Source organism: Sphingomonas sp. 35-24ZXX, assembly GCF_000786215.1.
Lineage (GTDB): Bacteria > Pseudomonadota > Alphaproteobacteria > Sphingomonadales > Sphingomonadaceae > Blastomonas.
In genome coordinates this window covers 1-15,472 of sequence record NZ_JROG01000015.1, presented here as the reverse complement: position 1 = coordinate 15,472, position 15,472 = coordinate 1, and the positions used below count along the sequence as shown (strand labels likewise).

Annotated in this window: 12 protein-coding genes and 1 pseudogene; 11 read left to right on the top strand and 2 right to left on the bottom strand. The window is 61.4% G+C overall.

Annotation, left to right across the window (positions count from 1 at the left end; genetic code table 11):
• On the bottom strand, positions 1–666 hold a 666-nt coding region (locus LI72_RS18480), incomplete at its 3' end, for a UDP-glucose dehydrogenase family protein (protein WP_033927452.1).
• A 444-nt stretch (positions 667–1,110) separates the two neighbouring features.
• Here LI72_RS18480 and LI72_RS20775 point away from each other — a divergent pair.
• Positions 1,111–1,260: pseudogene (locus LI72_RS20775) on the top strand (IS701 family transposase); the annotation flags it as partial.
• Between the two features lie 1,195 nt (positions 1,261–2,455).
• Entirely contained in the window at positions 2,456–3,358 is a 903-nt protein-coding gene (locus LI72_RS18475) for a HEPN domain-containing protein (protein ID WP_033927451.1), read from the top strand.
• A gap of 33 nt (positions 3,359–3,391) precedes the next feature.
• Here LI72_RS18475 and galU read toward each other — a convergent pair whose 3' ends face one another.
• Positions 3,392–4,258 (bottom strand): UTP--glucose-1-phosphate uridylyltransferase GalU, encoded by an 867-nt coding sequence (galU, locus tag LI72_RS18470; protein WP_033927450.1) that lies wholly within the window; start codon positions 4,256–4,258, stop codon positions 3,392–3,394.
• A gap of 508 nt (positions 4,259–4,766) precedes the next feature.
• Between galU and LI72_RS18465 the strand changes: the two genes are divergently transcribed.
• The 9 genes from LI72_RS18465 (at position 4,767) to LI72_RS18420 (ending at position 15,398) form a co-directional block, all read left to right on the top strand.
• Positions 4,767–5,963, top strand: coding sequence for a hypothetical protein (locus LI72_RS18465; protein WP_033927449.1), 1,197 nt, complete (start codon positions 4,767–4,769; stop codon positions 5,961–5,963).
• Between the two features lie 133 nt (positions 5,964–6,096).
• Positions 6,097–8,136, top strand: coding sequence for a ParB/RepB/Spo0J family partition protein (locus tag LI72_RS18460; protein ID WP_033927448.1), 2,040 nt, complete (start codon positions 6,097–6,099; stop codon positions 8,134–8,136).
• A gap of 69 nt (positions 8,137–8,205) precedes the next feature.
• Positions 8,206–8,421, top strand: a complete 216-nt coding sequence (locus tag LI72_RS18455; protein WP_033927447.1) for a DUF6117 family protein — start codon at positions 8,206–8,208, stop codon at positions 8,419–8,421.
• Between the two features lie 319 nt (positions 8,422–8,740).
• Positions 8,741–9,898 carry a DUF7146 domain-containing protein gene (locus LI72_RS18450; protein ID WP_231562535.1) on the top strand — a complete coding sequence of 386 codons (1,158 nt, stop codon included), beginning with the start codon at positions 8,741–8,743 and terminating at the stop codon, positions 9,896–9,898.
• 362 nt (positions 9,899–10,260) lie between these two features.
• Complete coding sequence (locus LI72_RS18440) at positions 10,261–11,181, top strand: DUF2493 domain-containing protein (protein WP_231562534.1); 921 nt, start codon at positions 10,261–10,263, stop codon at positions 11,179–11,181.
• Between the two features lie 294 nt (positions 11,182–11,475).
• Complete coding sequence (locus LI72_RS18435) at positions 11,476–12,918, top strand: UbiA family prenyltransferase (RefSeq protein WP_033927443.1); 1,443 nt, start codon at positions 11,476–11,478, stop codon at positions 12,916–12,918.
• A complete protein-coding gene (locus tag LI72_RS18430) occupies positions 12,915–13,343 on the top strand; it encodes a GtrA family protein (protein ID WP_033927442.1) in 429 nt (142 codons plus the stop codon). The genes LI72_RS18435 and LI72_RS18430 overlap by 4 nt, the downstream gene beginning before the upstream one ends.
• On the top strand, positions 13,333–14,667 hold the full coding sequence (locus LI72_RS18425) for an FAD-binding protein (protein WP_033927441.1): 1,335 nt from the start codon (positions 13,333–13,335) through the stop codon (positions 14,665–14,667). The genes LI72_RS18430 and LI72_RS18425 overlap by 11 nt, the downstream gene beginning before the upstream one ends.
• A 2-nt stretch (positions 14,668–14,669) precedes the next feature.
• Positions 14,670–15,398, top strand: coding sequence for an SDR family oxidoreductase (locus tag LI72_RS18420; RefSeq protein ID WP_033927440.1), 729 nt, complete (start codon positions 14,670–14,672; stop codon positions 15,396–15,398).
• The last annotated feature ends 74 nt before the right edge of the window (positions 15,399–15,472 follow it).

The following is a 15,472-nucleotide window of genomic DNA, read 5'->3' as shown; positions in this document are numbered from 1 at the left end:
GTTGATGAAGGTGATCTTGGTCGCAAGGAAGGCGTTGGCGGCGTATTTGATCACCTCGGACGTGCGCCGCGAGGTGAACAGGATCGGCGATTCGTTGAGGTACAAAGGCTGGTAGATCTCGCGCATATAGCCGCGCGCCCATTCGACCTCGGTGCCGACGACGATGCGGTCGGGGCGCTTGAAATCGCCGATCGCCGCGCCCTCGCGCAGGAACTCGGGATTGGAGACGACCTCGAAATCGGCATCAGGCGCGGTCTGGCGAATGATCTTCTCGACCTCGTCGCCGGTGCCCACCGGCACGGTCGACTTGGTGACGATGACGCAGCGCTTGGCAATCGATTCGCCGATCTCGCGCGCGGCGTCGCGCACATAGCTCAGGTCCGCAAAGCCATCGCCGCGCCGCGAGGGCGTGCCCACCGCGATGAAGATCGCATCGGCGTCTGCCACGCTCGAGGGCAGATCGGTGGAAAACGACAGGTGCCCGGCGCGCACATTCTTGGCGACCAGGGATTCCAGCCCGGGCTCGTAGATCGGCATGATCCCGGCGAGCAGCGATTCGATCTTGGCCGGATCCTTGTCGACGCACACCACGTCATGACCGAAATCGGCAAAGCAGGCGCCCGATACCAGGCCGACATAGCCCGAACCAATCATCGCAATCTTCATAAGGGGGATAATCTCCACAAAAATCGGACTTCGCCTAGTGGGCTATGATTGAGACATTATTTGAGTGATCCGAGCAGGTCAATTTCTAAGGCTTGGGCGATTTCAATTTCAGTGTCGGTGCACTTCGAGCAGCTTTGATGTTTCAATAAGCTCTAACGATCCATTTTGACAACGCTCCATTACCAAGCCCAATACTAGCCCAATCCTTATCACATTGATTTTATAACAATTCGACGAATATTGTGCGGATAAGTTTTATCAAAATACTTAAAATATTTTTTAGTTCACTCTCGGACTACCTTGGAATTCCCAAAGCTTAAAATCGTTGATTCATAGATAGCCAACTTTTGTCTAGGCTGACGATGGAGGCGGACTGCCGGAGCGAGCTTGATAGCTGGCTTGCGCCGTTTTCCGCGGCGCTGCGGAACAAGACGTGCCGACGGGATGTGCCCAGCTTACACTGCGGGGCTGACTGGCCCCCGAGATCGCAAGAGAGTGCAGCCGATCGCGGCGTCGGACGGCGAGGTCAGCTACGACCGGCTTCATCACTTCGTTTGCAATGGCGTCTGGGACGAAGCTTCGCTCGTGGCGGGATGTCTTGCAGAGGCCGATCGGCAGGTTGGGGGCGATGAAGCTTGGCTGTTCATCGACGTGCATGTGGGCTGCGAGCGTACCGGACCAAGCCCGAGATCGCATTGGCCGAGATTGCAAGGGTCCGTAACGTTGGCGTCCGCTTCGACGGTGTCCGTTCCAATACGTCTACCGTCTTTCCGCATTTTTCCAGAAGGGCTTGAGCAACCGCGACCTCGCCTGGACGGTTGGCATCCTGCTCGAGCAGAAGTTTTCCCCCGCCGATGTCCGCAAGGCCTTTCCCATCGCCGCGCAGGGAAGGCTAGAAACAACATGACACCCGATGCGACCTCACAATCGGCGAGGAGCACCCTCGACGCAAAACAATGGCGCCATGTAGGTTGGCGGCGCGGCATAAAGGGCAAACTATTAGCCCGGTTCGCTGAGGTTCGCCTGCGTATTGGAGACAGGCCGCCGCAATCGATACACGATATGAGCGCTCGGCACCTGCCGGGCGAGCAACTCTAACTTGTAGGCGAGCATGGCAAGACCGGCGAGCGCAAGTATTACCTCTCGAACCTGCTGGCCGGCACGCCGATCAAGCACTGACCAGCGCCATCAAGGCCCGCTGGTTTTCCGAGCGGGCCCACCACCGAACCGGGCGTGCCATTGATCAGACTGGCTATTATTGACCGCCTCACCCGACTGCCGGATAAACTGCTCCCTCAACACGTACTCCGAAATACCGTTCATTCGAACCAAATTCAGCATTAATAGGCTAGTAACTCGGATGAAAAAGCTCAGCCTAGACCACCTAAAAAAAAGCTGACCCCGGACTGGCATATACCGCCACACCCTGACTGCGGCGCGGCCTCATTAGATATGTATGCAAGTTTTTGCTAAAACAGCTTTGAAGTTAATTTACAACGCCGCTCATTGATCCAAAGAACCAGAGCATGCTTTCATTTTGAATAATTTATTTTATATAGCCGATCATCTGTTCGATTGCCGTCGAAACAAACGCGTTTAGCATTCACCGAGCCATCACGAATGCATTTTTCACCTCTATCTACAATTGCGACGGCCGACAGCGGGCTGCCTGCACAATACGCTCTGTCAGCTACGGCTTACCAAGAAATTGATCCGTGGCGGATGCAACTGAACACCTTGGTTTAGCGAAGCTCTTGCAATGGCCTGCCCGGGGTCGCACGGTGCATAAATGCGAACCGATCTCGACCATCTACCCGGCCGAAAGCAGCAGGACCTACACGGCGCAGTGCATATCCTGTTCGAGGAGTTTTTGGCCGCGACCAGCGGAACTACAGCGCCTTGGAAAAAGCAGGGTCGCATTCTCAAGGTCATTCTCTACGGCAGCTATGCCCGCGGTGACTGGGTCGATGATCCCATCGGAGGCTATAAGTCGGATTATGATCTGCTCGTAGTGGTCAATGACGCACGGCTGACCGATGTCGTGGACTATTGGGCTGCCGCCGATGACCGGTTGATGCGCGAGATGACGATTGCGCAGACACTGACCGCGCCGGTTAGCTTCATCGTTCACAGCCTCAAGGATGTGAACAAGCAGCTCGAGCAGGGGCGGCCGTTCTTCACTGATATCGTGTCCCAGGGCATTGCGCTTTATGAGGCCGAGGGTTTTCCGTTTGCGTCCTCGACCAAACTCGATCCTTACACTGCACGCACCGAAGCGCAGAAGCATTTTGACCATTGGTTTTCTTTGGCGGACCATGCACTCAACCTTGCGCGAGTAAGCAAGGGCAATGGAGTCAATCGTGATGCTGCATTCATGCTACATCAGGCAACAGAGCGCACCTATCATTGCACCATGCTGGTCTTGACTCTGTACAGTCCGAAATCCCACAAGCTGGGCTTTCTGCGCAGTCATGCAGAAGAGATCGCGCCCGAGCTGATAAAGGCCTGGCCACGCGATGATAAGTTTAGTCGCCGCTGCTTCGAACTGCTGCGACAGGCTTATGTCAATGCTCGTTACTCCCCCCACTACAAGATCAGCGACGAGGAGCTGGCCTGGCTCGGTGAACGCGTTGCTATTTTGCAGGGTCTAGTCCGAGACGTTTGCAGGCGTCGCCTTGGTTTGGACGGGTAGGATTTGGTGGTGTTGACCCTCGTGGGTTCGTGATCAGTTGGCCAGCAGGTCGAGTGCAAAGGCACGGATTTCTTCGCCCATGTCGTCGCGGGCGAGTGCGATCGCGAGGTTCGCCTGGACATAGCCCACCTTCGATCCGCAGTCATAGCGCTTGCCGGCAAAGGTCACGGCGTGGAACGGCTGGGTGCCGATCATCCGCGCCATCGCATCGGTCAGCTGGATTTCTTCGCCTGCGCCCTTTTCCTGGTTTTCGAGCGTGCGCATCACTTCGGGCTGCAAGATGTAGCGACCCGAGATGATGAGGTTCGACGGTGCGTCCTCGACCTTGGGCTTTTCCACCAGACCGGTGACCTCGGTGATGTCGCCATCGCGCGCACCCGGCGCGATCACGCCATAGCTCGACACCGTCTCGCGCGGGACCTCGAGCACGCTGATCAGGTTGCCACCCAACCGGTTATAGGCTTCGACCATCTGCTTCATGCAGCCGGGCGAGCCGACCATGAACTCGTCGGGCAGAAAGATCGCGAACGGTTCGTCGCCGACGATCGCGCGTGCGCACCAGATCGCATGGCCCAGCCCCAGAGGTTCCTGCTGGCGGACATAGGCGCAGTTGCCCGGACCCAGCCGCGTGGGTTCCAGCACCTCGAGCGACTTGCCGCGCTCTGCCATCGTCTTTTCAAGCTCGAAAGCGATGTCGAAATGGTCTTCGATAGCGCTCTTGCCGCGCCCCGTGACGAAGATCATCTGCTCGATTCCCGCCTCGCGCGCCTCATCGACCGCGTACTGGATCAACGGACGATCGACGATCGGCAGCATCTCCTTGGGGATGGCCTTGGTCGCGGGAAGGAAACGGGTGCCAAGCCCGGCAACCGGAAACACTGCTTTGCGGATGGGCTTCATAATTTAGACTCTCTCAACAGACATTTGGAGAGCGACCCGATTCTTTTTTCGGCGAATTGCCAGTTGGATCGGCGATATACATTCGAGTTAATGACTTGGGTAGAAAAATGTGGCTGTAATCAGTCATATAATCCGTCATCGATCGGCATTCATCATAAGGGCAGATATGTTTAGCGCGAGGCTGATGGCGCGCGCTTTTCCGCAGGCCTTTGGCCTGCTCCCGAGGGCGCGGCATTGTCACGCTAGGGGCCCCGCATGCACACTGAACCGGTGTCCCCGATGCGCATGTGCAGGCGTTGACAGCCGACAAGCCCCGGCTTTCCGCCTGCTTGTGTCATTTTGGTCAACGACGCCTGATGTTCAGGGTGCGGTTTGAGTTGTCTGGCGCAACTTCGCTTACCGCTCGGCTTTGATTTGACAGATTTGATAGAGGGAAAGCTGGGCGGCTGTGCCGTGACGGTTTGAAGGTCGAGAGAGGTTCTTGCCCTGCCGTCATGGAGGTTTTCCCATGAACATGCAGATTACAGCTTCGCAGGCCCAGGTCACCGGCGGGTACAAGGTCGACGTCTCACGCGGTGAAAGAGTGGGGCGGGTGTCGTCGGAATGGTTCTCGCGGCCCGATGACCAGAGGTTCCTATCCCTGGATGATCTGGCAAAGTCCGTCCGGCAACGCGCCGAGCGGAGCAGGACGCGGGTGGTCGACACGTCAGCCATCCATGTCGAGGCTAGCCGCGATGATCCCGAGCGCCTTGCGCTCATCCTCCCCGGCGCAGATGCGCCCATCACCCCCACACACTGGAGCTTTGGTCAGCTGGCAGCGCAGGTCGCAGCCCCTGCTGCCTATCTGCGCCAGCTCCCGGCGCCGCTTGCGGCCATCAATCTACAATATGGTCTCAACTCCAGCCGGGCCGAGCATATCAAGACACTCGAAACTGGAGATGGCCAGCGGACAGACCTGCGCGCGGTGACCGGACCCCATTACGGGCGAATCTATGACCATGAGCTTGTCGAAGCAGTCCAGCGGATTGCAGGCAACGGTACCGGCGATACGCGCTGGAAAGTGCCCGGCGTTCTCGACTGGTCGACAGGCATCTACAACCCCCATGTCGATGTCCGCCGTGACACGACCACTTTGTATGCGTCCGACCGCGACGTGTTCCTGTTTCTGGTCGATGATCTCAACCCGATCGAGGCCGGCAACCTGCCCGATGGCTCACCCGACCTGTTCTTCCGGGGCTTTTACTGCTGGAATTCGGAAGTGGGGGCGCGGACGCTGGGTGTTGCGAGCTTCTATCTACGCGCGGTCTGCCAGAACCGCAATCTGTGGGGTGTCGAGGATTTTCAGGAAATCTCGATCCGCCACAGCAAATATGCGGCAACCAGGTTTGCGCATGAGGCAGCCCCTGCTCTGATCAATTTCGCGAATTCCTCACCCCAGCCCTTCATCAATGGGATCCGGGCCGCGCGCGAACACATCGTTGCTCGGTCCGACGAGGATCGCAGTGAGTTCCTGCGCGCCCGCGGCTTCTCGCGCGGCGAAGCCAGCCGGATCATCGAAACCGTGCTGGCAGAGGAAGGCAGGCCCCCTGAATCCGTCTTCGACTTCGTCCAGGGCATCACTGCCGTAGCCCGCAGCAAGACCCATCAGGATGCACGGCTCGACATGGAAGCACGGGCCAAGAGGCTGTTCGATCGCGTTCACTGACCGTTCCCACGTATCCCACACTGCTTGAGCCTGGCGCCGTCCTTTCCAAAAGGGAGAGGGCAGCGCTTTGCTTCGTGACGGAAAAAGGGTCGGAGAGAGAGGCTCGCCGGACTGTCCGTCATGGAGACCCATCATGACCAAGTCGCTTCCCAAGCTCGTGCTCAGCGCCTCGCGCGACATTCCCTTCTCCCAGCTCGTCCTCAGCCAGAAAAACGTCCGCAGGGTCAAATCCGGCCTGTCGATCGAGGACCTGGCCGAGGACATCTACAGGCGCACCCTGCTGCAGAGCCTAAACGTGCGGCCCATGCTCGATGAGCATGGCAACCCTTTAGGCATGTTCGAAGTGCCCGCCGGCGGTCGCCGCTTCTGTGCCCTTGAACTGCTGGTGAAGACCGGGCGGATGCATCGCGACCAGCCCGTGCCGTGCGTGGTGCGCGAGACCGGCAGTGCCGAGGAAGACTCGCTCGCCGAGAACATCATGCGGGTCGGCTTGCATCCGCTCGACCAGTTCAGGGCATTCCGCGCCCTGATCGACGCTGGTCTTTCCGAGGACGATATCGCGGCGCGGTTCTTTGTCTCGGTCTCGACCGTGCGACAGCGCCTGCGGCTCGCATCGGTATCACCTGCGCTGCTGGATGTTTACGGTGAAGACGGCATGACGCTTGATCAGCTGATGGCCTTCAGCGTTACCGACAATCACGTGCGCCAGCAGCAGGTCTGGGACCAGATCAACCAGGCTAGCCATGCCCCTGCATACTACATCCGTCGCCTGCTGACCGAAGACGCGATCAGTTCATCGGATCGGCGCGTGCGCTTCATTGGCGTGGAGACCTACCTTGCAGCCGGTGGCGATGTGACACGCGACCTGTTTTCCAGCGATGAGGAAGGTTGGCTCCAGGACCCGGCGCTTGTTGAACAGTTGGTCACCGCAAAGCTCGAGCAGCAGGCAAACGCCCTTCGTGCCGAAGGGTGGAAATGGGTCGAGGCCGCGGTCGACCTGCCGTATGGCTGCGAGAACGGCAAGCGCCGGATCTCCGGCCAGACCGTTGACCTGACCGATGACGAGCAAGACAGGCTGCAGGCTCTCGGTGCCCGCTATGATGCACTGGGCGAGGAATATGGCGACGTCATCGAACTGCCCGAAGAGGTCGACGCGACGCTGGCGAGCATCGAGGCCGAGATTGCGGCGCTCACCTGTCGGCCCGTCGTCTACGCGCCTACGGACATGGCGCGGGCGGGCGTCTTTGTCTCGCTGACACACACCGGCAAGCTGCGCGTCGAAAAGGGCTTTGCGCGGCCCGAGGACGAAGGTTCAGCGCAAAGCCAAGACCCGGGCTCCTTCAGCGGCGGGACAGTTCCGGCGTCGGGCGGGCCCAGCGAGCATGATCCTGATGCGGACAGGGACAAGGTTCGCGCTCTTCCAGACCGCCTGATCAGCGAACTCACGGCGGCGCGCACCGTGGCGATCCGCGATGCTCTGGCCCAGGCGCCCCTCACCGCCTTTCTAGCCTTGCTGCACGCATTGTGCCTATCGGTGTTCCGCTTCAATACCCATGCCGGATGTATCCAGATCGCAGTAACTCAGGTCTGGCTCGGCACCATAGCCCCAGACCTTCGCGAGACAGGCTGGAGCAAAAGTGTCCAGCAGCGGCACGATCACTGGGCAGAGCGCTTGCCTGACGACACCTCGTGCTTGTGGGATTGGCTCGCGGGGCTGGACACCGACGAGCAGATGGAGCTGCTGGCGCATTGCGTATCGTTGGGCGCCAACGCCCTGGTCGAACCGGTCAAGGGTCATGAAGGACGTGTCAGTGCGCACGCGGTGGCGCAACGTCTTGCCGCCGCCGACCTGCTGGCAGCCCATCTCGATCTCGACATGGCGCGCACCGGCTGGGCCCCGACCGTCGGCAACTATCTGGGGAGGGTCCCCAAGCCAAAAATCATCGAGGCCGTTCGCGAGGCTCGGGGTGATGAGGCAGCTGCGCTCATCACGCACCTCAAAAAGGGGGACATGGCCCGCGAGGCAGAACGGCTGATCGAGGGAGCTGGCTGGTTGCCCGAGCCTCTGCGCGTCGCGCATCACGGGCCTTCGGCCGAAGGCAGCGGAATCCCTGCATCGATCGAAGACGGTCCGGAGGACGTTCGCGCAGAGCTGCCCATCGCGGCGGAATGACGCTGGGCGCGGGGTAGCCTGCGGCTGCCCCGCCAAGCCTCAACCTCATCGCATTGAAGGAGCCAGATCATGGCCATCCCGCACCATGTCCGCGCCAATTTCGACACCCTTGTCAGGGCCGCCAGGGACGGCAACCTTGCCCTGATGGAATGCACCGCCGTCACAAACGGCGAGCCGCGCTATGTGCTGTGCGCCGTTGGACGCACTGATCACGCTTATGTGATGACCCCGTTCGGGCATCTCGCGCTAGGCAATCCCTTCGAGGATTATCTGCCTCCTGCCTGACCACCGGCCCGGAGCTGATTTTTCGTCCGCCCCTCCCGTTCAAGGAAATCAACATGCACACCCTTCCTGTGGCGGGCGCAGCCATGCGCCCGCCTGGCATCACTTGCTCTGACGTGAGCCTATCTTGTCCCACAACAGTGGCTTGTGCTCCTGTTGGCCCCCCAGCCACAGCATGCCCCGCGCCCGCAAGACCCCATGGCGATCCATGCCCGTCCCCTTTTGTCGAAGAGCAGGCACGCACAGCGCGGAAATGGAAAGAAGCCTGGAAAGCTCGCCCGATGGTCTCGCCCTTGGCCCTCCGGTATGATCCTTGCCAAACTTGCGTGCCGATGATCATCCATTCCGCAGGCCGTACTTTGATGAGCCGCCTGGCTGGTCAGATATTCTGCCAGACTTGGCAAACCAGGAAAACGAAAGGCGGTGCCTCATGAGACGCACAACAAGCCTTGCTGCCATGGTCTCGCAGCAACTTTCCCGAAACGCTCTGGCCGCATGCCGCCACTACCTGCCTGCCGGCAGACGTGAGGGCAGATACTGGATGGTTGGCAATGTCGCGGGCGATCCGGGGCGCTCGCTCTACGTGCGCCTGATCGATAGCGATCGCGGCAGGGCCGGAAACTGGGTCGATGCGGCAACCGGTGAGCATGGCGACCTGCTCGATCTGATCCGTCTCAACCAGCAGTGTTCCAGCATCGCAGATGCCATGCGCGAAGCGCGGCACTTCCTCGGAATGTCCCTGCACAACCTCGAGACTATAAGCGCCCGGCCCCCAGTCCCGGCACAACGGCTTTCCTCGAGCGCTGCAGCAAGACGGCTATTTGCAGCGTCACACCCCATCGTCGGCACTCTGGTAGCCCGCTACCTTGAATCGCGCGGCATCAGGCAGACGAGCGACCTCGATGCGCTGCGCTTTCATCCGCGCTGCCTGTATCGGCCCTCGCCCGACGACAAGACCGGTATTGCCCGCGCCTATCCCGCGCTCATTTGTGCGGTGACCGATGATGGCGGCCAGCAGACAGGGGCGCAGCGCACCTGGCTCGATCCATCCGGAACAGCAAAGGCCACAGTTGCATCACCGCGTCGGTCGCTCGGCCAAATCGCTGGCCATGCGATCCGTATCGGAACACCGGATGGCATTCTGGTTGCCGGCGAAGGGCTCGAGACGATGCTTTCGCTTCGCGAAGCGCTACCAGGATTGCCGGTCCAGGCTGCAACCTCTGCGACCCATCTCGCCGCCATGTCTCTGCCCGCACGAACGGTCCGCCTGTATGTCGCGCGTGACCGCGACCCTGCCGGTGACGCGGCCTTTGCAGCACTGACAAACCGGACGCAGTCGGTAGGGATCGAGATCCTGCCGCTGGTGCCGCGCCTAGGCGATTTCAACGAGGATCTTGTCGCTGGAGGTCCACTGGAGCTTGCGAAACGATTGCTCGGCCAGCTTCATCCCGATGATGCAAGGCGTTTTGGGCCGACGTAGAACCGGCAGCAACGCGTTGCGCCATGAGTGGCAGGCCCTTAGCGGGACCTTCGCCAGGAGCGCCTGGCAGCCCAGCCTTCAAATGAGGGCGATCCGGTTGACCGGCTGGGGATCGGGCGCAATGGCCATGCACCGGCTATTTTCCGGCGGCTCGCACGAACAAGTCCTTGGGGACCCATTCATCCTCGCCTTTCCATCGCGAAGCAAAATAGCCGCCGCCTGGCCATCCTGCGCTGCGCTTCGGTCGTTGGTGTTGCACAGCTGAACAGCTGTCACAGGATGCGCCCGATCCCCATTGCCGGTCCGGGTGATCGCCGGAAGGCCGGGCAGGGTGCCCGGCACAGATGGCGAAGGACCAGACCATGAACGACGACCCACACCATTCGGAACCCGGCTATGAGGTATCTCCCACCGGACATCTGCTCGATGAGCTTGCCCTATTCGGCTATCGACGCTTCTCAGACGAGCCTGATCCCCGCCCCCTTCCCGATGACAGGTTGGCGACCGCCGGGATCGCCGACATGTTCGATGCGCTGATCGCCACCCTGATCGACACCAGGCTCGAACCCGACCTTGAGGATCTGTGCTGGCAGCTCACCAACCTGTTCCACCGGGCACAGGCCAGGCTCCAGCGCGAACTCGACGACAACGAGGACGCCCAGAAGCGCGCGCAGCGCGAGCAGGACGGTTCGGAAGTCAAGTCGGTCGAACTCGAACGGCTGATCAGCGAAGGCATCTCGCTGATCGAGCGGCGCAACACTCTCGAGTTCCTGCGCGAGGCCGCATCCGACCAGTTCGAAACCCATTTCCGCAAGGCCTGGACGCCCAGGAGCGGATCGCTTGTCAACCATCGTACCCTGACCGCAAGCGTGATCGACAGCCGCGACTTTCTGGCTGCCAAGCGCAGGTCCGAAACCGAACCGCTCCTGCCGACGGGCACCCGCATCGCCTTTACTGCGGGACCTGCCTACGACGATCACCGCAAGATATGGGCAGCGCTCGACAAGGTTCTGGCAAAATATCCCGACATGGTCCTGTTCCACGGAGGAAATCCCACAGGCGGCGAACACATTGCAACGCTCTGGGCACGCAATCGCAAGGTCGCCCATATTCCCTTCCGCCCTGACTGGGACAGGTTCCAGAAAGCGGCCCCGTTTCGGCGCAACGACGCCATGCTCGGCACCCTCCCCAAGGCGGTCGTGGCGTGTCCCGGCAATGGCATCAACGCCAACCTGGTCGACAAGGCGCGCAAGATGGGCATTGTCGTCTGGTCGATCGAATGATCAGGCGCACACCAGTGCACCCTAGTGTCGATTTCGGCAGCCCGGCTGCACCGGTGCCCCGCCATGGCATGCCTCAGCCAGTTGTCGACCAGAGCCTTGGCGCAGCCGTGGCGGAACTCTGGCTGCTCCCGTAAGCCCGCTGACCCTTTGGTCTACGGCGCTGTTCGACTGCTCAGGTTGTGGCGCTTTGCCAGCCTCGTGCAGGAAGTTGTTAACCTTATTTAAGCATCCGCATGGTTAGTCCTGCGCAGGTGGGCCGAGGAGGCCAGACCTTGCAGGGGCAAGACAGTCAAGATGAGCATTGCCAACTGGAATCCAGCCAAGCTGACGCTCGTGGTCGACCTCGACGACACGCTGATCAGCACCGATACCCTGCTGGAGAACTTCTGGCTGGCTTGGTCGGTCCAGTGGCGAACGCCGATCGAGGCGCTAAAGACGTTGGCCAAGGGCAAGCTTGCACTCAAGCAGAAGCTGCACGACATCAGCGCCATCGACCCTGCAAGGCTCCCTTACAATCCCGACGTCCTCGACGTGATCACGCAATGGCGGTCGCGTGGTGGCCGAGTTGCGCTGGTGACAGGGGCAACGCAGCAGATGGCCGATGCGGTGGCCGAGCACCTTGGCATCTTCGATGCCGCGCACGGCTCGTGCGATGGCATCAATCTCACCGGGGCGAAAAAGGCGCAGTTCCTCGACGCAACCTTTGGCCCTGCCGGCTACAGCTATATCGGCGATGCGCCTGCCGACCTTGCGATATGGCAGGGCGCAGCCGGCGCCATCACCCTCAATTCCAGCAAGGCGTTTCAGGCGAGGGTCGAGACACTGGTCGCCGATGCCATTCATCTGCCTGCCCGCAAGGCCGCTGTAAGCGATTATCTCGAGGCCATGCGGCCGCACCAGTGGCTCAAGAATGTGCTGGTCTTCCTGCCGATGCTCGCCGCGCATCGGCTCGATCTCGTCACCGCATTGCAGGCGGTCCTCGGCTTTGTCGCGTTCAGCCTTGTGGCGTCGGCCACCTATATCCTCAACGATCTGCTCGATCTGTCGGCCGATCGCGCTCACCCGCGCAAATGCCAGCGCCCCTTCGCATCGGGACGGATCCGGCTGATCCACGGCACATGGATGATCCCGGCGCTTGCCATATTGGGCGCACTGGTCGCACTGGCGGGCGGGCTGGAGCTGTTTGCGGTGCTCGTTGCCTACACGATGCTGACCGTGCTCTATTCGGTGAAGCTCAAGCGCCTGGCGATGATCGATATCTGCGCGCTCGCCACGCTCTACACGCTGCGCATCCTGGCGGGCAGCGCCGCCACCGGCGTGCCATCGTCCTTGTGGCTGCTGGCGTTCGCGACCTTCTTCTTCTTCTCGCTGGCCGCGGTCAAACGCTATGCCGAACTCGTCGATGGCGTCGCTTCTGGCCGAGCTATGGCGACAGGCCGAGGCTATCATGTCGATGACCGCAGCATCGTCGCCAACATCATGGTGTCGTCCGGCCTGATTTCGATCCTGGTTCTGGCGCTCTACGCGAATTCGGAGCCGGTGCAGAAGCTCTACCATTATCCCGAGTTCCTCTGGGGCGTGTGCCTGGTGCTGCTGTACTGGACCAACCGGGTGGCACTGCTCACCCATCGCGGCGAGATGCACGACGATCCCGTGGTCTTCGCGATGCGCGACCGGACCAGCTTGTGCTGCGTGATGATCGTCGGCCTGCTCGCTTTGGCAGGCGCCGTGGCATGACAGGCCTTGCGCTGGTTCTGGCCTATGCGGGCTTTGCCGCCATCGCGATCCTCGCCAATCTCGCGAGCCAGCGGCTGATGCTGGCTGCGCTCCCGAATGTCTATGTGCTCGCGCTGGCAACCGGAACGATCATAGGCCTGCTGGTCAAATACGCGCTCGACAAGACCTGGATCTTTGCCGGCGCGCAGCATGCGCGCGCGGGCGAAGCCGGCACCTTTGGCCTCTATGCGATCACCGGTATTGTCACTACGCTGATCTTCTGGGGCGCCGAAGCCGCCGCCTGGCTGGTCTGGCAGACGCATATGGCGCGCGAAGCCGGCGCCATCGCCGGGCTGATGATCGGCTATGTCGTCAAATACCAGCTCGACCGGCGCTATGTGTTCACGCAGCAGATGCCAACCCAGGCTGCGGCCGATGCCACATAACGCATCGCTGGCAGGCTGGGGCCGCTTTCCGGTGCGCGACTGCACCGTCTGGCAACCGACAACATCGCAAGGGCTGCACGAGACTTTGCCCCCGCTTCCCGCGTCCATCGCGCGCGGCAACGGCCGCTCCTATGGCGATGCCAGCCTGAACCCTGATGCCACCATCGACATGCTCAGGCTCGACCGGCTGATCGCGTTCGATGAAGGCACGGGAATGCTGACCTGCGAGGCGGGCGTGCTGCTGTCGGATATCGTGACCGCGTTGGTGCCGCGTGGATGGTTTCCTCCGGTCACGCCCGGAACGCGGATGGTGACCATCGGCGGCATGATCGCCAGCGACGTGCATGGCAAGAACCACCATGTCGCAGGGTCGTTTGGCGACCATGTCGACTGGGTTGATCTCGATCTGGGCGATGGCCGCGTGCTGCGCTGCTCGCCGTCCGAGCATGCCGAACTGTTTGCGGCAACCTGCGGCGGCATGGGGCTGACCGGCATCATCGTGCGCGCCGCCTTTCGCATGCTCAAGATCGAGACCGCCTATATGCGCCAGCGCACACTGCGCGCCGCAAACCTGGAACAGGCGCTGGCCGTGTTCGAACAATCGCAAGGGTCCACCTATTCGGTGGCCTGGATCGATTGTCTGGCGACTGGCAAGGCGCTCGGCCGCTCGGTGATCCTGCTCGGCGAGCACGCCAGGGTCGCAGAGCTGGACGAGCGCACCCGCGCTGACCCGCTGCACAGGGCCGCGCGCAAGCCCAGATCCGTTCCGATCGACTTTCCTGATTTTGCGCTCAGCGGGTTCAACGTGAAGCTGTTCAATCAATTCTATTACGCGATGCAGCGGCCCGGCGACGCCTTGGTCGGGCTCGATCCCTATTTCTATCCGCTCGACGCGCTGACCGATTGGAACCGGATCTATGGCCGCCAGGGCTTCGTGCAATATCAGTGCGTATTGCCGCTGGCCACCAGCGAGGCGGGGCTGCGCCGCCTGCTCGCGGCCATCTCGGCAGCCGGCGCCGGATCGTTCCTCGCGGTGTTGAAGCGCATGGGCCCTGCCTCCTTCGGCATGCTCAGCTTTCCGATGGAAGGCTATACGCTCGCACTCGATTTTCCGGCCACGCCCGCCAATTTCGCCTTGCTCGAGACGCTCGACTCCATCACCGCCGACCATGGCGGACGCGTCTATCTCTCCAAGGATGCGCGCATGCCGCCGCAGATGGTGACGCAAGGCTATCCGCGGCTCCCCGAATTTCGGGAACTGCGCTCGCGCTACGGTCTCGACCAGCGCTTTTCCTCCCTGCTCTCGCAACGATTGGGTCTTTGAACATGCTTGCCTCTCCCGTTCTGATCCTGGGCGCCCGCTCGGATATCGGCCGTGCCCTCGCGCGAGGCTATGCCGCGCAGGGCTGCCAGGTCATCCTGGCGGCGCGCGGCGACATCAGCGCCGATTCTACCGACCTGGCGCTGCGCACCGGCGCAAAGGTGCGTGCGGTCAGCTTCGATGTGATCGACGGCCAGCCGGATGCCTTTTTCGAAGCGCTGGGTGTGGTGCCCGGCACGGTGGTGATGGTTGTGGGGCTGCTTGGGGATCAGGCAGAGTCTGCTGCTGACGATCTGGCGGCCGCGCGCGTGATGGACAGCAATTATGCCGGACCCTCGCGCTATCTGCTCGCCGCGGCCCGCCGGATGGCCAATGTGCCCGATGCCTGCATCATCGGCATCAGCTCGGTCGCAGGCGAGCGCGGACGGGCCTCCAACTTCGTCTACGGGTCGGCCAAGGCGGGGTTCACCGCCTTTCTCTCGGGCCTGCGCAACGCGCATGCCAGGACCGGCCTCCATGTGATGACGGTCAAGCCCGGCTTTGTCCGCACGCAGATGACCGCAGGGATGAAATTGCCCCTGGCGGTCACCGCCGAGCCTGAGCAGGTGGCAGATGCCATCATCCGGGCGCAGGAGAGGAAGACCGACGTGATCTACACGCTCGGCCGCTGGCGGCTGATCATGGCGATCATCCGCGCCATCCCCGAGCCGATCTTCAAGAAGCTCTCGCTCTGACCGGCTGACCCAGTCTGACGCACCCGTCGGCTGCAAGAACATTCCCCCAGTTGCACTGGCCGCATTCCGCCGTT